Raw genomic sequence first — 20,275 nt, 5'->3', positions numbered from 1 at the left:
AAGTTGATGTAGGCGTCGGCGATAATTGGGATGAAGCCCACTAATTTGCGATTTTTCTATAAAAAAAGTGACAATTTGTCACTTTTTTTATTACTAAAGTAATAATCGAATAACGATATAAATTAATTTTCTAATCATTGAGAATGAATTAATGATAACTTTTGATGATGCGATAAAAAAAGCGAACGAATATTTAAAGAATACAGATATTCCATTAGTCATCACGCAGTTGGGACGTTTTTCTGAAGGATGGTTTTTTTGTTTTCAGTCAAAGGAATATCTGGAAACAGGGGAGAACTCAGCTCAACTTGCTGGAAATGCGCCTTTTATCATAGATAAAGATACGGGGGAGCTACATGAGTTAGGAACAGAATTCTCTTTAGGTAAATATCTGCAAGATTATGAAGAACAAAAGATAGTACAAAATAAAATGTAGTTATTATCGTTATGACTATTTTGTAATTGACAAAGTGATATCTTGGATCAAGATCCTAGTATTCCTTCTTTAGGCGGTCGCACTCCTCCATTTTTATGCTTCCCTTCACACATCAAACCTAATGCGTAGCAGCTATCAACCGTCAATAAGAAAGTCGAGATAACACAAGCTGAATGTAATTTTGGTAAACAGAAAGCGCAGAAGAAGATTAAAAAAACATCACATTTAATACTTTTCAATTAACTCATAAAAGATGTGATGGCAGTCAGAAAATATCTATTTGCTCATCGTGGATCAGTGATTTCGCTCAAGCTTTTGAATAGTTGAGATGGAATACATTATGGAACCGGTTCCATAATGTATTCCAAGAAATAGAAAGGAATACATTATGACCAGAGAAATTATTGTCGTCACATCGGCTTATGGTAATGACACTGTTGCTCAATTAGGTGGGCAAAGCGCATTGTTAGAAATAATCAAAGCAAGTGGTGCTGATGGTGTTGAAATCCGCCAGGAGCTATTAACAAGCAATGATGAAATAGATGAAATAGCCTTGAAAATTAAGCAATTAGGGTTAATTTCCGCCTATTCGGTTCCACGTGCGCTTTTTGATGAATCTGGAAAGATTGCGTTAAAATTAGTGCAAAATAGCCTACAGGACGCAGCGCGTTTGGGAGCACGCTTTCTTAAACTGTCGTTGGGTGAGCTACCTTCTCAGTATGATCTGAATGAATTACATTCTGTACTCTCTCAGTCTTCCGTACTGCTGGTCATCGAAAATGATCAAACGCCTGAAGGTGGCCATATCGCTCCGCTTGTCACATTCTTTGATGAAGTTAAGGCGATAAACTTACCGATTAAAATGACGTTTGATATGGCAAATTGGCACTGGCATAACGAAGATGCATTCATCGCAGCACAAACCTTCGCACCTTTTGTTGCCTATATACATGTTAAAGAAAGCCAGAAAAAAGAGAATAAGCGAGTCGCAATTGCGCTGGATGATAGCGATGGTAACTGGAAAAAGGTGTTATCAATACTACCGAAAAATGTTCCATATGGTATCGAGTTCCCATTAGTCGCTCATGATTTAATTACGGTAACAAAGCATTATGTCAACCAGTTAAAGGATATTTAACACAATGAATATTCAAGATAAAAACAACATAGATGTCGTCACTCTCGGTGAAGCGATGATGATGTTTGTTGCTACTGAATCTGGCGAATTACATAACGTAGAGCATTTTATTCGTCGGGCAGCAGGCGCTGAATTGAATGTCGCTATTGGTCTTTCTCGTCTTGGTTTAAAAAGTGGTTGGGTTAGCCGTTTAGGTAATGATTCTTTTGGGCGCTTTATTCTGGCAACCCTTGATCAGGAAAATGTAAATCGTGAAGCTGTCGCCATTGATTCTAATCTACCAACAGGTTTTCAGCTTAAATCTAAAGCAGAAAATGGAACCGATCCCAAAGTGGAGTATTTCCGTAAAGGTTCTGCTGCCAGTCATTTATCAATAGCAGATTTTGATGAGAACTATTTTGGTCGAGCACGCCATTTGCATTTGAGTGGAGTCGCTGCCGCACTTTCTCCGACCTCTTATGAACTTTCAGCTCACGCAGCACATTGGATGCGTACTCAAGGTAAAACAATTTCCTTTGATCCTAATCTTCGTCCAACGTTATGGGATTCAGAGCAAACCATGGTCTCGCAATTGAACAAGCTAGCCTTTGCTGCCGATTGGGTATTACCGGGATTGAAAGAAGGATTGATTTTAACTGGCCATTCACAGCCGGAAGCGATTGCAGATTTTTATCTCAATGAAGGTGTAAAAGCCGTCATTATCAAAACGGGTGAGCATGGTGCGTACTATAAAACAGCATCGGATGAACAAGGTGTTGTTCCTGCTATCTATGTGAACAATGTTGTCGATACGGTTGGCGCGGGTGATGGATTTGCCGTCGGTGTGATTAGTGCATTATTAGAAGGTGAATCTTTTCATGACGCGGTATGTCGAGGCAATTTTATTGGTGCTCGTGCAATTCAAGTTATTGGAGATAGTGAAGGTTTGCCAACAAAACAAGCTTTACGTCATGAGATGGCACAAAGCCAGACTAAAACTACAACGCGTTTAGATTGAGGATTATCTATGAACACTAAAGTTGCCGCAGCCTCCCGTTGGTGGCGTATCATGCCGATTGTCTTCATCACCTATAGTCTGGCATATTTGGATCGTGCAAACTACAGTTTTGCCGCTGCTGCTGGTATTAACGAGGATCTCGGTATTACCAAAGGCATGTCATCACTTTTAGGATCGCTATTCTTCCTAGGGTATTTTTTCTTTCAAATTCCCGGTGCCATATATGCCGAAAAACGCAGTGTTCGTAAGCTTATTTTCTGGTGCATTTTACTGTGGGGTGGATTAGCGACCTTGACCGGTATGGTCAGTAATATTCCTATGTTGGTGATTATTCGCTTTAGCTTAGGGGTTGCTGAAGCGGCTGTAATGCCTGCGATGCTTATCTATATTAGTAATTGGTTTACACAATCCGAACGGTCACGAGCAAATACCTTTTTGATTTTAGGTAATCCAGTCACTGTGCTGTGGATGTCAGTACTCTCCGGTTATTTAATACAAGCATTCGGCTGGCGCCAAATGTTTATCATTGAAGGTTTACCCGCGGTTCTATGGGCGTTTTTCTGGTGGAAAACAGCGCGTGATAAACCAAGTCAGGTTAATTGGCTAAGTCAAAAAGAGAAAGATGACCTTACTAATATTTTGGCTGAAGAACAAAAAAATATTAAGCCGGTTCGTAATTATCGTGAGGCCTTTAAATCTAAAAATGTCATCCTGCTATGCGGACAATACTTTTGTTGGAGTATCGGTGTTTATGGTTTTGTACTTTGGTTACCATCAATTATTCGAGACGCATCAAATCTCGGAATGGTTGCAACAGGTTGGCTGACCGCCGCTCCTTATCTTGCTGCAACACTTGCAATGATATTAGTTTCTTGGTTATCAGACCGTATGAATAACCGCAAATTATTTGTATGGCCAATGCTCTTAATTGGTGCGATTTGTTTTCTCGGTTCTTATCTACTCGGTAGCTCTAACTTCTGGCTTTCATACAGTTTATTAGTGATAGCAGGCGCGGCAATGTACGCACCTTATGGTCCATTCTTTGCTATCATCCCTGAAATGCTACCTAAAAACGTTGCGGGTGGTGCAATGGCATTGATTAACAGCATGGGGGCATTAGGTTCATTCTTTGGTTCATGGTTTGTTGGCTATTTAAATGGGGCAACAGGCAGCCCAAGTGCATCGTATATGTTTATGGGCATCGCCTTATTTATTTCGGTGATCTTGACTATCGTGGTTAAACCAAATGCAGCTCAAAAGAGCCCAAATTCAACCGTGCAAAATGCATAACAGGAGATTGCAATGAAACCAAACGTGATCCTATATAAAGAAATTCCTGATGATCAGTTAGCACGTTTGCAAAGCCACTTTAATTTGACATATTTTGATGGAATAAATGACGCTAATCGACCTGATTTTATTCGTGCACTCAAAGAGGCGGACGGTATTATCGGGGCGAGTTATCCCATAACAACGGATTACTTAGATATCGCTCAAAAACTCAAAGCGGCTTCCACAATTTCAGTCGGTGTTGATCAATTTTCGATTTCAGAAATGACGGAACGCGGAATTTATTTAATGCATACACCCGGTGTGTTGACTGAAACAACGGCAGATACCATCTTTACGTTGATTTTAACCACCGCACGGCGTGCTGTTGAAATGGCTGAAATGGTCAAAGCGGGTCAGTGGACAAAAAGTATTGGTCCTGAATTTTACGGTTCTGATGTTCATGGAAAAACCATCGGTATTTTAGGGATGGGGCGAATCGGTTATGCCGTTGCAAAGCGTGCTGCGGCTGGATTTAACATGTCAGTACTTTATTACAATCATAGCGTTAACGAAAGGGCTGAACATGATCTCAATGCAAAGCGTTGTGAGTTAGACACACTTTTAACTGAATCTGATTTTGTCTGTGTTGTTTTACCATTATCACCTGAAACAGAAAAATTTATTGGTAAAGAACAGCTCGATAAAATGAAACATAGTGCATTTTTGATCAATGGCTCACGTGGCAAAATCATTGATGAGAAAGCTTTGATTGAGGCATTACAAGAAGGTGTGATCTGTGGTGCTGGTTTAGATGTGTTTGAGGAAGAACCTCTTTCTGTAAAATCACCATTATTATCATTACCTAATGTTGTCGCATTACCACATATTGGTTCGGCGACACATGAAACTCGCCACGCAATGGTGGTATGTGCTGTTGATAACTTGATCGCCGCATTGAACGGAGATACCAGTAAAAATTGTATTAACCCAACCGCAGGTTGCACGACTCGGTAATGATAAAGTAATAACATAAATGATTAGCTAGCAAATAGTCGGAACATTGTTCCGGCTATTTGAATTGACGATCAAAAGTAACAATCAAAGCGTTGTCGATTTTCGAATAATCAATTCACCATTAAATAAATGCTGTTCAGGTTTTTTATCAGGATTGGTTAATCGATCAAGAAGGAATTCAACAGCCTTTCGCCCCATTTCTGCTGTCGGCTGTGAAACAGAAGTAATCCCAGTACCTGCTAAAGCGGCCCATTCTAAATTATCAAAACTCAGAAAACCGATATCAGCTCCCCAACGCAACCCTAAATGGCTTAAAACATGGGCAATTTGTAACGTTAATACGCCATTTGCCGCGATAACAGCTTTGCGCATACCGCGATGGCGACCACAAAAATCAGTAATAATATTTTCTAATTCTTGTTCATTTGGTAATTTAATTTGATGGCTTTCTCCCCTGACTTGAGGGTTTTGAGAAAGAAAATGGTCGAATGTTGCCAAGCGTTCCTGACGAGCACTGACAAATGCAATTGGCTCAGTAATAAGACAGAGTGCCTCAAACCCTTGATCTAACAAATGATTAAATGCCATGTTTGCAGAATGTGGGTTATCCAAACCGATCATATCGCACGGAAAATCTTTAACTTTTCTATCCAATAATACAAATGGTAATGTGGTAGATTTTAAAGCATCTAAAAATTCCTCACTAATACCTGCGGAATTAATAATCAAACCATCAACTCGATACCCTTTCAGCAAATGGATAAATTCACACTCTAACTTGATACTATTATTAGCATTACACAGCACGGTCATAATACCGTGTTTCATGGTTTCTGCTTCAACGCCTTTTAGTACCTCAATCGAATAAGGATTACTAATATCTGCAATGATCAAACCAATCAATCCGGTTCGACCATGCTTTAAACTTCGTGCCATCTGATTGGGACGATAATTTAACTCACTGATCGCAATCTCAATTCGTTTACGCAAATCATCAGATAGCAGATGAAACTCACCATTCAAGTAGCGTGAAATACTGGTTTTACCAGCGCGAGCTTTTGCTGCAACATCACTTATGGTTGCAGAACGCGAAGTTTTGGAAACATGACTCACTCAATGCTCCAGGGAAGTATCATGTGTATTCATAGGGGCTATGTTACCTTAAAATATCCATATCACCGAATGGATTGCGTACCCGATAACAAATCAACCTAACCTGATATCTAAATGTGATAAATTCAATACATCCTCACCTTTTCTCTTTTCCTCCGCCCTCAGAACGATTGCGGTTCTCAATCGATTTATCTGAAGATACTGAATAGCTTCCTTGCTCCATTCGAACAGTCGATAGGTAGCCAGCAATTTAATTCTGAGGAAAAAATGATGATTAAAAATACCTTTTCTACAAGTGCGTTTGATGGGCAAGTTGTATTGTTGACAGGCGGTGCTCAAGGTATTGGTCTGGCGATTGTTGAAGCTTTTGCTCAATTAGGGGCGAAGGTGATTATTGCTGATTTACAGCTAAATAGAGCAATTGATGCAGCAAAGTTGCTAACAGAACAAAGTTTAAAGGTGCAAGCAAAGGCGTGCGATTGTGCCCAATTAGAGCAGATTAATTCATTAGTTACAGAGATAGAACATGAATATCAACGATTAGATATTGTGGTTCACTGACAAAATTTATGCAAATAGATGAAGCCTTATTACAAAAAAACGTGAATGTGAATCTAATGGCTCCTTTTTATTTGGCACAAGCTGCCCAGCCATTAATGAAGAAACAAGGAGGGGGCGCATTCTGATTACATCTTCAGTGACCGGGCCAAAAGTAGCTTATCCGGGATTGGCTCATTATGCGGCTTCTAAAGCCGGAGTGAATGGGTTTATCAAGGCTATGGTATTGGAACTCGCACCTTATGGAATTACGGTTAATAGTGTTGAACCAGGAATGATCCGTACGGCCACCATGGCAAACCTAGGGGATGAACAACTCAATCAAAATATTGCAAGAGCGACCCCGATGGGACGCTTAGGTGAGGGCGAAGATATCGCTTCAGCGATGATATTTCTTGCTTCAAAATCGGCAAGCTATATTTCAGGACAAACTATCGTGGTAGATGGTGGTGCAGTATTACTCGAAACAGTTTCATAACGATTTATCATTGATCAAAGCATTAAGCCCATAAGACAAAGTTTGTAGGGAAGCTATATTGCATTAGGTCATCCTTGCAATGAACTATAAATTTTACTTTATGCCTACAACTTGTTCTGGTGTATCAAAGATAACACGCAGTTCGCTTTATGAGCGATTTGTATGTTAGGCATTCATATTTCCCTTTTTTTCTTTCTTAATTTAAAAATTTACATTACATATTAATGCGACTTAGCTCTCATAAATATGTAATAAAAATACATTTTTTGGTGTTTTTAACGATGTTTTATTCGCTGAATCGTAGTAAGCAGTGAAAAAAAATTACACAAAAGCTTTTTTTTGCACAGAAAATCAAGTAAAGTATACGACGTAGGGTACAGAGGTAAGATGTTCTATCTTTCAGACCTTTTACTTCACGTAATCGGATTTAGCTGAATATTAGCTGCTCCAGTCAATATATTGATTGGAGCATTTTTTTATCTAAATTTTGGGAAATTAACAGAACATTATTATTGTGCGCCAGAATAGACGCACAAGGAAAGATTAGGATTCAACGGGTGTGCTATACCAGTTATCCAGTTTGATACGTAATTTATCAATACCGATTTTTTTCAGTGCAGAGAAATATTCTACTTCTACATCTCCACCAAGTTCTTCAAGCGTATGACGCACATCGAGCAGCTGTTTTTTTCTCGCACCAGAAGCTAATTTATCCGCTTTAGTGAGTAGCACTAAAACAGGCACTTCCATCGCAACAGACCATTCTATCATTTGCATATCAAGATCTTTTAGTGGATGACGAATATCCATCAACACCACTAACCCTTTAATACATTCTCTTTTTTGTAAATACTCACCCAGCGCTTTCTGCCATTTACGCTTCATCTCTTCTGGTACTTCAGCATAGCCATAACCAGGTAGATCGACGAGACGAATGCCATCTTCAACTTCAAATAAGTTGATTAATTGAGTTCGACCTGGTGTTTTACTGGTACGAGCCAAGCCTTTTTGCTGTGTTAGTGCATTTAAAGCACTGGATTTTCCCGCATTGGAGCGGCCTGCAAAGGCAACTTCTATACCTGTATCTTTAGGTAGATGACGGATATCGGGTGCACTGATGACAAATTTTGTCATGTGGTAGTTATGGTTTTTGATTGTCATTGGTCGTTCTCCCTGAGTTTGCCTTTTAAGGCTGTGCGATTATAGCGACTGACGGCGAACAAACAAAGTTATAATTATCCGTAGTAAATCTCTTATTATGATGATAATGCATTTAAGATGAATAAAGTAGGCATCAAAAAATTGAATTTAGCGAGTAAAATAAAAAATTCTCGCTAAATATTAATCAAATGAACTTAATGGTGGGATATACAATGATTTTAAAGGAATTAATCAAATAAATATTTTTATGTTGTATTAACGAGTCAACAAGATCATTTAATTATAACTGTTGTATTAAACTATAGAAGAAAGCCCTTGAATTTTTTTCCAAATGAAATTATCACCAACACGTTCTTTATATGATAATTGAATTGGTTTAAAAATAAGAGGAAGATCTCTAATCACTTTGTTACCTCCAACACCTGTATTTTGTTTTTGTATTTCAAAATTACCACTATGCATTAAGACTTCTTGGAGTAATTTTTTTTCATTATTGCTTAATTTATGTCCTGGTTTACTCAAACTATGACCTTGATGTACTTTTATTACTTCACGTTTTATTTCCGTATCTAGCATTCCTGTTCTATCTTTACCACTTTTACAGTTCCAACAGGGGACAACACCTATCTCATGAGATAGCATAGAGATGCGTTGTGCTATTTTATAGGGTTCATTACCATCTTTAAGGTGTGTTTTTTTTATTCCATATTGTTTTTACTTGCTCACTAAGAATTATTATTTTTTCTTTATTGGGTAGATCTGGGTTTTTAGATAAATAATCACCGACCCAACCATTTAGTTTTGAGCTATTTGAAAAGTCATCACCTAATAGTTTAGTGAGGCCTAATGAATTTAATTCCTGCATTTTTTTTTGTGATGATGGAAGTTTTAGAGCGATTTCATTAACCCCAAAGTTAAATATAGCAACATCTAATTTAACTTTAACTTCCTGTAACTGGCCATCTTCATTTCTGACATTAAGCTTAATAACATTATTTTCGCCCAAATCTTTCCAAGCAGAGACTTGATCTTTTATCATATTAGCCTCTTCCCAACGATTAGTTAGTAAAGAGGTTGAGGATAGCTTTAACTCAACAGTTTCATTATTTAATGCTTTTTTATATAGGTCCGGTTGAGAAAATAACGCTGCCATCACAACTTCTTTAGCTCGATTTTTAGCTCCTTCTTTACGCTCCTGACTTCCTTTTGCAAGTGCGAAAGGCGATAAAACACCATGACGAATGCCTGTAAATAATGAGTTTTTTTTATCATCTTGAATATCTGAGATCCATAAATTGACTGCATGAGTCACTTCATCACTAGATTTAGAACTGATACCTTTATTATTATAGCTTTGGCCATGAAAAATATCTTGTTCACAGCTATTGAATTTCATTTGCGAAGCTGGAATTAATGTGCATGGATATTTTGTGTTATTGTAATTAATTTTAGTATTAATTGTTTTCCATTCTTTATTATTCATAAAGGCTTTTAATTCATTATTAAAGGTTTCACTATTTTTTTTAAGTGATATATGGTTTTTCTGAACATTATTAGATTTAATTTCATGATAAGTTATTTTAATTAATCTATCTTTAAATGATTTTACAGCTGATAATTCATGTTTTTTTACGGATCTATCTTCAGCGGGAACAGAATCACTTAATTTTATTGAGATGTCATTTAAAATACCATCTGAATTTCCTGATTTTATTAAAACTACCTTTGCTACTTCAATTAGGTCCTTTTGATAATTAATAATACTATTTTGGCTTCTTATGATTTTTTCCGGATAGCTATATTTTGAACTAAAATCAATCGACTTCATTAAATTATGGATTAGTGAAAAATCTCTTGAGGAAGTAGTATTATTAGTTGATTTTATGTTTTTTAATAATGGCTGATTTTTAATTTTTATAGGTTGTGTATTAAATGGTAAACGTTGAGTATAAACGGCTGAAGTTATCGTATTGAAATTTTTACTGTTCATTATGCTTCCTAATAGAGAGTGGGCTTTATACTCGTTGTTTAAAATTTATTCTTTAAATTAATATAAGGCCGGGACATCAAAAAATTAATACCAATATAATTAATATTTAGATGAAAAGGTAAGAAAAGATATGAAATGATGTGATGTCACTCAAATCAATGAATTCATAACGTTAAAATATGAATTAACTAATAGCATTATACTTTTTTATTTTGAATTTAATTGTTCTTCTTCACAAAAGAGTCATGTTACCTCATTTCATTGTATGAAAAATAAACAGTGTTGTTTATGAACTAATTATGGATATTTTTACTTTACATCATTCTTGATGGAGAGCTAATCCTATATTTAGCTCGCTGAATTTGAATGTCATTACAGATTTTTAATTAAAAAACCTTATATTTCAAATCGATAGATTATTATTATCTTAATGTTTATCATATTGTTGTAGATTATATGAATTATGATTTAGCTAGTAGAACTAAAGGTTTTTTATGAAAAAAACATAAAGTTGTATAACCTTACACCGAACAGCTCAAAGTATATCTGATAAAGCAGTTATGAACAGTTATGGGTTAAAATACCTAAAATAGTGTAACTATATAAGTAAGATAAGTAAGATTTTAATTTCTACGCAATAAATTCAAGTTGTTGTACCGTAACATGACTTTCATGGAGCTGGTTTCGAGAACCATGTGCTTTTTCTAGTAGTATAAACGATATCTTGATATTTTTTGATTTTGGCGTAAATAAAGGTAAATCTTTAGTAATATCGTTAGCTTCGCTCTAGAATTGGTGGGTTAATAAGTTTGTTAGCTACAATGAAAGGGAACTTGAATGTTAAAACGAATTTTTGTGCCTTTATTGGCAGTCTGCGCAATTAGCGCTTCTTCTCTGGCATTTTCTGCTGGTGAAACCTATGTTAAATTAGTCACCTCTGCGGGTAATATCGAATTAGAACTTAATGATAAAAAAGCTCCGGTAACGACTGAAAACTTTCTACAGTATGTAAATGAAGGCTATTATAACGGAACAACATTTCACCGCGTTATCCCCGGTTTTATGATTCAGGGCGGTGGTTTTAACAAAGATCTTCAGCAAAAACAAACTCGCGCTCCAGTAAAAAATGAAGCTGATAACGGGTTACGTAATTTGCGTGGAACGATTTCTATGGCGCGTACTTCAAATAAAGACAGTGCGACGAGCCAATTTTTTATTAATATTGCTGATAACGCCTTCTTAGACCATGGTCAACGTGACTTTGGTTACGCGGTATTTGGTAAAGTCGTGAAAGGTATGGATGTGGTTGATAAGATTTCAAAGGTAAAAACAGAAAACGTAGGTCCTTACCAAAACGTTCCTGTTGAACCGATTTCAATTATTTCCGCCGAAGTGATCAAAAAACCTTAGTATTATTGAGTGGGTAGAGCATCTGTATTTACCCACTTCCCTTCTTTTATTCTCTTCTTTTATTCTCGTCTTTTTTATCTATTTCTCGTCTATTTTATGTTGTATTACAAGTCAGGTGTTTTTACTTAATTCTGTTTTTGTGATCTATATCACTGAGCGCTCTGAAAATATCTTTGTTTGTATTTTTTCTTAATGGTTTCGTTATTAATACACTCGGATATATGGACATCTGCATCGGGTGGGCATTCGTATCCAATAAGTAAGTTAATCAAATGAAAGGTGATGCTTTTGATTTGAATGGAAATGAAAGATTTTTGAGCTGATTTTGCTCTAAAAATGAACTTTAACAAAGATCACATTTTCAATTCGCACACTCTGTTGTAATGCAAATATGTTGTTAGCAGGTAAATTGCAATGACAAAATGATGTTTTAGGAGTGTGTGCAATGAGTACAGATACCGTAAAAAGGCGTGAAAGCATAATGGATATATTATGCCAAGAAGGCAGTGTTCGAGTTGATGCATTGAGCAAGCAATTTACAGTTTCTTGCGTCACGATCCGCAATGACTTACGTTATTTGGAAAAAAAAGGCTGTGCCTTGCGTTCTTATGGCGGCGCGATGGTTAACCATAAATTTGCCTTTGATCGGCCTTTACAAGTTAAAGGACGGATGGACAGAGAAATCAAAACCCGTATTGCTAAAAAAGCAGCGGAATTTGTGAATGATGGGGATTCTCTCATTATTGACTCAGGTTCAACAACGGCAGAAATTGTTCCCTTTTTGAAACATCACCGAGATTTGGTTGTGATGACCAATGCTCTCAATATCGCATACGAACTGGCCGGTTTCGACAGCGTAGATGTCATGGTTCTTGGCGGTCATGTCCGCAAAAACTCCTATTCCTTATATGGACCTGCTGCAGAGCAGCAATTATCCCAATACCGTTTTGACACACTGTTTCTCGGGGTTGATGGTTTTGATCTTGAAGCAGGTATTACCACACCAAATAGTGGTGAAGCTCATCTTAATCGGGTGATGTGTGATGTTGCACATCAAATTATTGCGGTAGCAGACGGGACAAAATTTGGACGTAAAAGTTTTTGTTTAATACGTGAAGCGAGACAGATCCATCGACTTATCACAGATAGCCGTATTCCACTGCATTATCGTCAGTCACTGACTGCATTTGGTGTAGATGTCATTGTTATCGATGAATAAGGCATATCTATTTTAATTCTTAATTAAAAACGCAACGTTTTTATACGCAAAATATTTCGAGTGGCACGTTAGATGGCAAGCCGAGGATATCCTATGGAGCATAGATAATTATGCGACATGGGTAGCTGAGTATAGCCAATAATCAGGAGCTTGAGATATAGCAGGTAGAATCGTATCGGTGTTATCAGGAGATATTATGCAGCCGCTATTACAGGTGATTCATCGCCATAAATCAGGTGAGAAAATTGGCGTTTATTCTGTGTGTTCTGCACATCCTTGGGTATTGGAAAGTGCGATTCGTTTTGCTAAAGAGCGCAATTCTTCAGTACTGATTGAGGCAACTTCAAATCAGGTGAATCAGTTCGGTGGATACACAGGGATGCTTCCTGCGGATTTTCGTGAAATGGTGTGGAAAATTGCCGATAAAATTGAATTTCCACGTGAAAAAGTGTGGCTAGGTGGTGATCACCTTGGGCCTAACGTATGGCAAAATCGCAATGCTGACGAAGCGATGCAACTTTCTGAAACCTTAATTTACGACTATGTTGCCGCTGGGTTCCGTAAAATTCATCTCGACTGCTCAATGTCATGTGCTGATGATCCGACTCCACTTAGCGATGAAGAGGTCGCTTCTCGTGCAGCAAGATTATGTCAAATCGCAGAGCGCAGTTGGCAAGAATATGGTGGTGAAGCGCCTGTTTATGTTATCGGAACGGAAGTTCCTGTGCCGGGTGGTGCAAAAGAATCGATGAAAGGAATGCAAGTAACGTCACCAGACGCCGCTAAAATAACCTTAGCTACCCACCAGAAAAAATGGCAACAGCTTGGTTTGACGGAGGTTTGGCCTCGTGTCATTGCGCTTGTAGTTCAACCCGGCGTTGAATTCGATCATCACAATGTCGAACATTATCTTCCTGTTAAAGCAAAAGCATTAAGTCAGTTTATCGAAACAGTTCCCTACCTAGTTTATGAAGCTCACTCCACAGATTATCAAGCACTAGACGCTTATCGTCAGTTGGTTCATGACCATTTCGCAATCTTAAAAGTAGGTCCAGCGTTGACCTTTGCCTTACGCGAAGGGTTATTTGCACTCGATAAACTGGATCGAGAATGGAATGGTGAGCGTAATGCCGCGCACTTACATGAAACGCTAGAGCAAGTGATGCATGAACAACCTGAACGTTGGAGTCCTTACTACAAAGGAAGTGCTCACCAGCAATACATTGATAGGCAGTACAGCTTAAGTGATCGAATTCGTTATTACTGGGCAGAGCCTGAGGTTGAAAAAGCGGTAAGTAAATTACTCGAAAATTTACGCCAAAACCCAATTCCACTTTCTATGTTAAGCCAGTACTTACCTGAGCAAGCTGAAGCCATAAAAGTAGGGGACTTAGCTAATGATCCAAAAGCTTGGGTAATGGATAAAGTCCGAACGGTATTACTGCAATATGCATTAGCGTGTGAGCAACAACCAGAAGGAGCTGTATCATGAAGGAAATATTGTCGTATTCGCCGTCATGGTTGGAACAAAAGGGTGCTCTGTTTACTGCACAAGAAATCACTCATCAACCTCGTTTATGGCGTGAGCTTTATCAGGAGTTGGCAACCAAATCAGCCATTTGGCAACCATTTTTAACGGCGTTATTGGCAAAGCCTGACTTACAGATTGTATTGTGTGGGGCAGGTTCTTCAGCCTTTGCCGGTAAAGCCATCGCACCTTGGTTACGTGAACATTGCGGATTGGATGTCCACGCTTATGCCTCTACTGATATCGTGCCAACACCGTGGCAATATCTCAATCCACACAAGCCTACTTTATTGGTTTCTTATGCGCGTTCAGGTAATAGCCCTGAAAGTATTGGCGCGATAGCGCTCGCTGATGAGTTACTCGATGACGTTTATCATTTGATGCTGACGTGCAACCCAGAAGGTGAGCTCGCTCGTTACTCTGAGGGCAGAAGTAATGTTTGTTCATTGATTATGCCTGAAGGTTCTCATGACCGCAGTTTTGCCATGACCTCCAGCTTTAGCTGTATGACGCTTGCAACGCTATTGCTATTTGGCCAACCAAACTTCGTCCAAGCAGCTAAGCAGGTTGAAGAGATTGCAACGCTAGTCGAAAAAAACATTCCACAATGGTTACCTTTAATCCAAACGACAGCCCAAGTTGGTTTTAAACGAATGGTCGTTTTAGGTTCAAGCTGCTTTACCGGTATTGCAGAAGAAGGCGCGTTGAAGATGTTGGAGCTAACGGCTGGAAAAGTAGCAACCCGTTTCGATTCAACATTAGGTGTTCGGCATGGCCCTAAGTTTATGATTGATAAAGATACATTGGTGATTGTGATGCTATCGGCCCAAGAATATTGCCGTCGTTACGATATCGATTTACTGAACGAGCTAAAGCAGGATGAATTGGCAAAACAGATTGTGGCATTGAGTAGTCTGCCATTGGAACGGGCGATTAAGTTAGATAGTCAACTTAGCGATATATGGCTTATGTTTCCTTATCTTATCTTTTTACAGCTCTTAGCATTTGAAACCTCCCTGACTTATGGCTTATCGCCGGATAACCCCTGCCCAACGGGTGAAGTTAACCGAGTTGTACAAGGTGTGCAGCTGTACTCTTACCAATCGACAAAATAAGAATAGGAGTGAGTATGTCTATCCCAAATATATTAATGACTCGGATCGATAATCGTTTAATTCATGGCCAAGTTGGCGTGACATGGACTAATTCGCTAGGGGCAAATTTAGTTGTTGTCGCAAATGATGAAGCTGCGGTTGATCCTGTCGCACAATCGTTAATGGATATGGTGGTCTCTGAAGGCGTACAAACACGTTATTTTACCCTGCAAAAAACCATTGATGTGATCCACAAAGCCGCAGATCGACAGAAGATTTTCATCGTCTGCAAAACGCCTCAAGATGTACTCACTTTAGTTCAGGGTGGGGTTCCTATCAAATTTGTCAATGTTGGCAATATGCATTTCGTTGACGGAAAAAAACAAATTCATAAAACGGTCTCCGTGGATGATGGCGATGTTAATGCGTTCCGCGAATTAGAAAATTTAGGGATCACTTGTGAAATTCGTCGTGTACCGGATGAGGCAGGTGAATCTGTCTCTAAGCTAATTAGCTAAGGAGGTCAGCATGCTGACTGACGCACTACTAATCGCTTTACTTGCGGGGATCGCGGGGGTCGATTTATTTAACGGCCTCACACATATCCATAGACCCATCGTTATTGGCCCAATCGTCGGATTAATTTTAGGAGATGTAAAAACGGGTTTGCTAGTTGGAGGAACCTTAGAGTTGGTTTGGATGGGAATGGTACCACTGGCAGGCGCTCAGCCACCTAATGTCGTCATTGGTAGTATTATTGGAACCACGTTCGCCATCATGACGCATGCTGATCCGAAAGTCGCCATTGGTATAGCGGTTCCCTTCTCTATCGCAGTACAAGGTTGTATCACGCTGCTGTTTACACTCTATTCACCCATGATGCATAAGTGCGACGAGATGGTGAAAAACCTCAATTGGCGTGGTATTGAACGGGTGAACTATTTTGGCATTTTAATCTTGTTTTTATTCTACTTTATTGTTGCATTCTTACCGATTTACTTCGGTGCTGAGGCGGCAAGTGCCATGGTACAGAAAGCACCACAATGGCTGTTAGATGGCCTAGCGGTGGCGGGTGGAATGATGCCTGCAATCGGCTTCTCATTACTGATGAAAATTATGATGAAAAAAACCTATGTCGCCTACTTTATCCTTGGTTTTATTTCTGTGACTTTCCTGCATATGCCGATTATTGCTGTCGCACTCGGCGCATTTGCAATTGCATTGATTGACTTCTTCAACCGGACTCGTAACGACAATAATGATAACGGTGGCTCACCGAAAGCTGCGCAGGAGATGAATGATGGGATTTAATGATAATGATGAAACGCTGGCCGCAAAAGCAGAGCAACATATGGCTCAAGCATTGGCCACCAGCCAAGTTGACAGAGATGACTATCTTGATAATGAACCTGCCGCCGACCTGACTAACCGTGATATTAATGTCATGGCGTTGCGTTCCTTATTACTTCAAGCCTCTTTTAACTATGAACGTATGCAGGCAGGAGGTTGGCTTTATACCCTAATCCCGGCACTGCGTAAGATCCACAAAAAGCCAGAAGACTTATCTAACTCGATGAAAATGCATATGGAGTTCATCAATGTGCATCCATTTGATGTGACGTTCCTATCTGGATTAGTGCTAGCAATGGAACGTAGCAAAGAGAACGTTTCGACGATTCGTGCAGTCAAAATTGCCTTGATGGGGCCTTTAGGAGGGATCGGTGATGCGCTGTTTTGGCTAACGCTACTACCGATTTGTGCTGGGATCGGCGCTTCATTGGCTTTGCAAGGTAGCTTATTTGGGCCAATTATCTTCTTACTAATGTTTAACGCTGTGCATTTTGCTGTACGTTTCGGGCTTGCTCATTATGGTTATCGAGCCGGAACCAAAGCGATCGCTATGCTCAAAACACACACCAAAAATATCTCTCATGCCGCCTCTATTGTCGGTATGACGGTGATTGGCGCATTGGTGGCTTCGTATGTGCATTTATCCACACCATTAATCATGACCGCTGGTGAGGCTAAGGTGGCATTACAAACGGATGTTTTGGATAAGCTGATGCCAAACCTACTGCCATTAGGATTTACGCTATTGGTGTATTGGTTGATGAAAAAAGGGTTTTCACCCGTGAAATTGATTGGTGTGACGGTCGTGTTTGGTGTGTTGGGTAAGTTGATCGGGTTCTTATAAGGAGTTAGTCAATGTTAGGTGTCGTGATAACAGGGCACGGAGGCTTTGCCAGCGGCTTATTGCAAGCAGTCGAGCAAGTCATTGGGCCGCAGGATCAGTGCATTGCCATCGATTTTCCAGAAGGCATGTGTACTGACACACTCAATCAAGCGTTGAAAGTCGCCTGTCAACGGTGCGATCAGGGGGAAGGTATTGTTTTTTTAACAGATTTACTCGGTGGTTCACCGTTTCGACAGGCTTCATTGATAGTGCTAGAACATCTAAACTATCAAGTGGTTACCGGTACCAATATGCAAATGGCAGCAGAAATGATGTTAGAGCGTGATGGAATGTCAGCGGTTGAGTTTCGAGATATGGCTTTGGAATGTGGTCATCGCGGTTTAACCAGCTTATGGCATGAACAGCAGCGTGAAAAGCAGACAATTATTAATGATGATGGAATTTGAGGAGGCACCATGTATTTAATTTCGAATCGTGAAATGCTGAAAAAAGCGCAACGAGGTGGATATGCGGTGCCTGCCTTCAATGTCCATAATCTTGAAACGGTACAAGTTGTCGTTGAAACGGCAGCAGCAATGGCATCCCCCGTTATTTTGGCGGGGACACCGAGCACCTTCACCTATGCGGGGCTCGAATATCTTGTCTCGATCTGCCATCAAGCGGCGCGGGTTAACCATTTACCTATCGCCCTGCATCTAGATCATCATGAAGAGTATGATGACATTTGTCATAAAGTCCGTTCAGGTATCCGTTCGGTTATGATTGATGGGTCTCATTTTGCATTTGAACAAAATATTGAAGCAGTCAGACGCGTAGTTAAATATTGCCAAAACTATGATGTTAGTGTCGAAGCTGAGTTGGGCCGATTAGGTGGGCAAGAAGATGATTTAGTCGTTGATGGTCAAGATAGCTTCTATACTGATCCTATGGCGGCAAAAGAATACATTACACGTACAGGTATTGATTCGTTAGCGGTTGCAATTGGTTCTGCACATGGCTTGTATCATGGGGAGCCACATCTCGACTTTGAACGTTTAGCGGCGATTAAGCAGCAGGTGGATATTCCGCTCGTGTTACATGGGGCGTCAGGTATTCCGGAAAAAATGGTTAAGCGTGCAATTGCTCTTGGCGTGTGTAAGGTGAATGTCGCGACTGATTTAAAAATTGCGTTTGCAGACGCGGTTAAAGCCCATTTTGCCGAACATCCAGATGCTAATGATCCTCGTAAATATATTACACCGGGCAAAGACGCGATGCGTAAAGTCGTCGAGGATAAAATTAAGATATGTGGTAGTGCAGCTATGCTGTAAGTACCATCAGTTTATCTCCCTTATATGCGATTAGCGGTATAAAGGGCTTTTTATAGGAACGCTATATGGCTGGTTCATGTGAACAGATTTATGTGCAGAAAGCATTATTGCCTGCTGGTTGGGCTGATAACGTCTTAGTGACATTCGATGATGACGGCAGTATTAAAACAGTCAAAGCTCATGCTGTATCCACCGAAAAATTACGTCCATTAACATTATTACCTGCACTGATTGATACTCATATTCATGGAAGCGCTGGGGCGGATGTGATGGACGCAACTCATGAATCCCTGAATACGATTTCCAGCTTTTTAGCTACGAAAGGGGTGGGTGCTTTTTTAGCAACGACAGTGACAGCACAACATAAAGATATTGAGCGAGCACTTATTCAAGTTCGTGATAGTCAACGTCAAGGTGTCGAAGGGGCTGAAATTCTAGGGACATATCTTGAAGGTCCCTTTTTTACCTCGCGGCATAAAGGCGCTCATCCTGAAAATTTACTCCATCAACCGGAAAAATCCCTGTTAGAACAGTGGATACAGTTAGCCGATGGAAGTTTAAGGTGTGTTGCATTAGCACCTGAATATCCTACCTCACTTGAATTAATTCCTTGGTTAAAATCACAAGGCATTCGCGTCATGATAGGTCATTCAAGTGCCGATTATGAATTAGCACAAGAAGCGTTAAACCAAGGCGCTGATGGTGTAGTACATTGCTATAATGGTATGAATGGTTTGTATCACCGTGAGCCGGGCATGGTTGGCGCAGCATTAACCCATGATCAGTGTCAGGTAGAATTGATTTGTGATGGTCACCATGTACATCCCGCGGCGATTAAAGTGGTTCACCATTGTTGCGGTGAACGATTATTATTGATTACGGATGCAATGCGTGCAGCAGGTATGCCAGATGGCGAATATTTACTTGGTGAAATGAACGTAAAAATGAAAGAAGGTGTGGTTCGTACAGCGAGTGGAAGTCTTGCGGGGAGTACCTTGACTCTTGATTTGGGCGTTAAAAAGTTCCAGCAATTTTGTGATATTTCATTTGCTCAAGCGTGGTTACATGGCAGCTTATATCCTGCTAAAGCACTAGGTATAGCAGATCGCTTAGGTTCTATCGCGCCAGGTAAGCAGGCTAATTTAACGTTATGTGATGATTTAAGGGAAATACAGGCCACTTTCGTGAAAGGTAAACAGGTTTTTGGTGAGCTATTTACTAAGTAGCCCAGTCTAAGCTGAATATTCTAAATGCAGAAATGTAATAATAATAATTGAAAGGATGTTTATTTATTTAAAACGTGACGATACTAATTTTTTGTTTCATTTCAGCATAAAAAATAATTTATCGTTATATTGTTGAT

20 protein-coding genes and 1 pseudogene are annotated in these 20,275 nt (G+C 39.5%); 17 read left to right on the top strand and 4 right to left on the bottom strand.

What is annotated here, in order from left to right; genetic code table 11:
* Nucleotides 1–151: 151 nt before the first annotated feature.
* The 5 genes from OOA_RS14430 to OOA_RS14410 all read left to right on the top strand — a co-directional run bounded on the left by OOA_RS14430 (nucleotide 152) and on the right by OOA_RS14410 (nucleotide 4,857).
* Nucleotides 152–436 (top strand): YrhB domain-containing protein, encoded by a 285-nt coding sequence (locus tag OOA_RS14430; protein ID WP_008912895.1) that lies wholly within the window; start codon nucleotides 152–154, stop codon nucleotides 434–436.
* A gap of 388 nt (nucleotides 437–824) precedes the next feature.
* Complete coding sequence (locus tag OOA_RS14425) at nucleotides 825–1,574, top strand: sugar phosphate isomerase/epimerase family protein (protein ID WP_008912894.1); 750 nt, start codon at nucleotides 825–827, stop codon at nucleotides 1,572–1,574.
* A 4-nt stretch (nucleotides 1,575–1,578) separates the two neighbouring features.
* Entirely contained in the window at nucleotides 1,579–2,571 is a 993-nt protein-coding gene (locus OOA_RS14420) for a sugar kinase (RefSeq protein ID WP_008912893.1), read from the top strand.
* A 9-nt stretch (nucleotides 2,572–2,580) separates the two neighbouring features.
* Nucleotides 2,581–3,861, top strand: a complete 1,281-nt coding sequence (locus tag OOA_RS14415; protein ID WP_008912892.1) for an MFS transporter — start codon at nucleotides 2,581–2,583, stop codon at nucleotides 3,859–3,861.
* Between the two features lie 12 nt (nucleotides 3,862–3,873).
* Entirely contained in the window at nucleotides 3,874–4,857 is a 984-nt protein-coding gene (locus OOA_RS14410; RefSeq protein ID WP_008912891.1) for a bifunctional glyoxylate/hydroxypyruvate reductase B, read from the top strand.
* Between the two features lie 84 nt (nucleotides 4,858–4,941).
* On the opposite strand, the gene OOA_RS14405 is transcribed toward OOA_RS14410, so the two are convergent.
* Complete coding sequence (locus tag OOA_RS14405; protein WP_008912890.1) at nucleotides 4,942–5,970, bottom strand: LacI family DNA-binding transcriptional regulator; 1,029 nt, start codon at nucleotides 5,968–5,970, stop codon at nucleotides 4,942–4,944.
* 273 nt (nucleotides 5,971–6,243) lie between these two features.
* Between OOA_RS14405 and OOA_RS14400 the strand changes: the two are divergent.
* Nucleotides 6,244–7,006 (top strand): annotated as a pseudogene (locus OOA_RS14400) (SDR family oxidoreductase).
* Nucleotides 7,007–7,393: 387 nt separating this feature from the next.
* A complete protein-coding gene (spfP, locus tag OOA_RS21430; protein WP_438361642.1) occupies nucleotides 7,394–7,441 on the top strand; it encodes a small protein SpfP in 48 nt (15 codons plus the stop codon).
* Nucleotides 7,442–7,549: 108 nt separating this feature from the next.
* On the opposite strand, the gene yihA is transcribed toward spfP, so the two are convergent.
* The 3 genes from yihA to OOA_RS14390 form a co-directional block, all read right to left on the bottom strand.
* On the bottom strand, nucleotides 7,550–8,167 hold the full coding sequence (gene yihA, locus OOA_RS14395; protein WP_008912886.1) for a ribosome biogenesis GTP-binding protein YihA/YsxC: 618 nt from the start codon (nucleotides 8,165–8,167) through the stop codon (nucleotides 7,550–7,552).
* 294 nt (nucleotides 8,168–8,461) lie between these two features.
* Complete coding sequence (locus OOA_RS21025) at nucleotides 8,462–8,809, bottom strand: inositol phosphate phosphatase SopB (RefSeq protein WP_051040860.1); 348 nt, start codon at nucleotides 8,807–8,809, stop codon at nucleotides 8,462–8,464.
* Between the two features lie 40 nt (nucleotides 8,810–8,849).
* Nucleotides 8,850–10,157, bottom strand: coding sequence for an inositol phosphate phosphatase SopB (locus OOA_RS14390; protein ID WP_008912884.1), 1,308 nt, complete (start codon nucleotides 10,155–10,157; stop codon nucleotides 8,850–8,852).
* An 837-nt stretch (nucleotides 10,158–10,994) separates the two neighbouring features.
* Between OOA_RS14390 and ppiA the strand changes: the two genes are divergently transcribed.
* The 10 genes from ppiA (at nucleotide 10,995) to nagA (ending at nucleotide 20,138) form a co-directional block, all read left to right on the top strand.
* Nucleotides 10,995–11,567, top strand: coding sequence for a peptidylprolyl isomerase A (gene ppiA / locus OOA_RS14385; protein WP_008912883.1), 573 nt, complete (start codon nucleotides 10,995–10,997; stop codon nucleotides 11,565–11,567).
* 445 nt (nucleotides 11,568–12,012) lie between these two features.
* On the top strand, nucleotides 12,013–12,786 hold the full coding sequence (gene agaR / locus OOA_RS14380; protein ID WP_008912882.1) for a transcriptional repressor AgaR: 774 nt from the start codon (nucleotides 12,013–12,015) through the stop codon (nucleotides 12,784–12,786).
* A gap of 196 nt (nucleotides 12,787–12,982) precedes the next feature.
* Entirely contained in the window at nucleotides 12,983–14,278 is a 1,296-nt protein-coding gene (locus OOA_RS14375; RefSeq protein WP_008912881.1) for a D-tagatose-bisphosphate aldolase, class II, non-catalytic subunit, read from the top strand.
* Complete coding sequence (locus OOA_RS14370; protein WP_008912880.1) at nucleotides 14,275–15,429, top strand: SIS domain-containing protein; 1,155 nt, start codon at nucleotides 14,275–14,277, stop codon at nucleotides 15,427–15,429. The genes OOA_RS14375 and OOA_RS14370 overlap by 4 nt, the downstream gene beginning before the upstream one ends.
* Nucleotides 15,430–15,443: 14 nt before the next feature.
* Nucleotides 15,444–15,926: a PTS N-acetylgalactosamine transporter subunit IIB gene (gene agaV / locus OOA_RS14365; protein WP_008912879.1), complete on the top strand. Its 483-nt coding sequence runs from the start codon at nucleotides 15,444–15,446 to the stop codon at nucleotides 15,924–15,926.
* Between the two features lie 10 nt (nucleotides 15,927–15,936).
* Nucleotides 15,937–16,719: a PTS N-acetylgalactosamine transporter subunit IIC gene (gene agaW, locus OOA_RS14360; protein WP_008912878.1), complete on the top strand. Its 783-nt coding sequence runs from the start codon at nucleotides 15,937–15,939 to the stop codon at nucleotides 16,717–16,719.
* A complete protein-coding gene (locus OOA_RS14355; RefSeq protein ID WP_008912877.1) occupies nucleotides 16,709–17,602 on the top strand; it encodes a PTS system mannose/fructose/sorbose family transporter subunit IID in 894 nt (297 codons plus the stop codon). The genes agaW and OOA_RS14355 overlap by 11 nt, the downstream gene beginning before the upstream one ends.
* An 11-nt stretch (nucleotides 17,603–17,613) precedes the next feature.
* Nucleotides 17,614–18,048: a PTS galactosamine/N-acetylgalactosamine transporter subunit IIA gene (agaF, locus tag OOA_RS14350; RefSeq protein ID WP_008912876.1), complete on the top strand. Its 435-nt coding sequence runs from the start codon at nucleotides 17,614–17,616 to the stop codon at nucleotides 18,046–18,048.
* Between the two features lie 9 nt (nucleotides 18,049–18,057).
* Nucleotides 18,058–18,912: a tagatose bisphosphate family class II aldolase gene (locus tag OOA_RS14345; RefSeq protein WP_008912875.1), complete on the top strand. Its 855-nt coding sequence runs from the start codon at nucleotides 18,058–18,060 to the stop codon at nucleotides 18,910–18,912.
* Nucleotides 18,913–18,977: 65 nt separating this feature from the next.
* Nucleotides 18,978–20,138 carry an N-acetylglucosamine-6-phosphate deacetylase gene (gene nagA, locus OOA_RS14340; RefSeq protein WP_008912874.1) on the top strand — a complete coding sequence of 387 codons (1,161 nt, stop codon included), beginning with the start codon at nucleotides 18,978–18,980 and terminating at the stop codon, nucleotides 20,136–20,138.
* Nucleotides 20,139–20,275 lie beyond the last annotated feature (137 nt).

This window comes from Providencia burhodogranariea DSM 19968 (assembly GCF_000314855.2).
In the GTDB taxonomy this organism is placed as follows: Bacteria; Pseudomonadota; Gammaproteobacteria; order Enterobacterales; family Enterobacteriaceae; genus Providencia; species Providencia burhodogranariea.
This window is presented reverse-complemented; position numbering and strand designations above follow the sequence as displayed.

Coding starts and splice junctions, on each gene's coding strand:
- agaW (WP_008912878.1), top strand. CDS start 15,937: ATGCTGACTGACGCACTACTAATCGCTTTACTTGCGGGGATCGCGGGG.
- nagA (WP_008912874.1), top strand. CDS start 18,978: ATGGCTGGTTCATGTGAACAGATTTATGTGCAGAAAGCATTATTGCCT.
- OOA_RS14420 (WP_008912893.1), top strand. CDS start 1,579: ATGAATATTCAAGATAAAAACAACATAGATGTCGTCACTCTCGGTGAA.
- OOA_RS14345 (WP_008912875.1), top strand. CDS start 18,058: ATGTATTTAATTTCGAATCGTGAAATGCTGAAAAAAGCGCAACGAGGT.
- agaV (WP_008912879.1), top strand. CDS start 15,444: ATGTCTATCCCAAATATATTAATGACTCGGATCGATAATCGTTTAATT.
- OOA_RS14430 (WP_008912895.1), top strand. CDS start 152: ATGATAACTTTTGATGATGCGATAAAAAAAGCGAACGAATATTTAAAG.
- agaR (WP_008912882.1), top strand. CDS start 12,013: ATGAGTACAGATACCGTAAAAAGGCGTGAAAGCATAATGGATATATTA.
- ppiA (WP_008912883.1), top strand. CDS start 10,995: ATGTTAAAACGAATTTTTGTGCCTTTATTGGCAGTCTGCGCAATTAGC.
- OOA_RS14415 (WP_008912892.1), top strand. CDS start 2,581: ATGAACACTAAAGTTGCCGCAGCCTCCCGTTGGTGGCGTATCATGCCG.
- OOA_RS14375 (WP_008912881.1), top strand. CDS start 12,983: ATGCAGCCGCTATTACAGGTGATTCATCGCCATAAATCAGGTGAGAAA.
- OOA_RS14355 (WP_008912877.1), top strand. CDS start 16,709: ATGGGATTTAATGATAATGATGAAACGCTGGCCGCAAAAGCAGAGCAA.
- OOA_RS14390 (WP_008912884.1), bottom strand. CDS start 10,157: ATGAACAGTAAAAATTTCAATACGATAACTTCAGCCGTTTATACTCAA.
- OOA_RS14410 (WP_008912891.1), top strand. CDS start 3,874: ATGAAACCAAACGTGATCCTATATAAAGAAATTCCTGATGATCAGTTA.
- OOA_RS14370 (WP_008912880.1), top strand. CDS start 14,275: ATGAAGGAAATATTGTCGTATTCGCCGTCATGGTTGGAACAAAAGGGT.
- OOA_RS14425 (WP_008912894.1), top strand. CDS start 825: ATGACCAGAGAAATTATTGTCGTCACATCGGCTTATGGTAATGACACT.
- yihA (WP_008912886.1), bottom strand. CDS start 8,167: ATGACAATCAAAAACCATAACTACCACATGACAAAATTTGTCATCAGT.
- agaF (WP_008912876.1), top strand. CDS start 17,614: ATGTTAGGTGTCGTGATAACAGGGCACGGAGGCTTTGCCAGCGGCTTA.
- OOA_RS21025 (WP_051040860.1), bottom strand. CDS start 8,809: ATGCTATCTCATGAGATAGGTGTTGTCCCCTGTTGGAACTGTAAAAGT.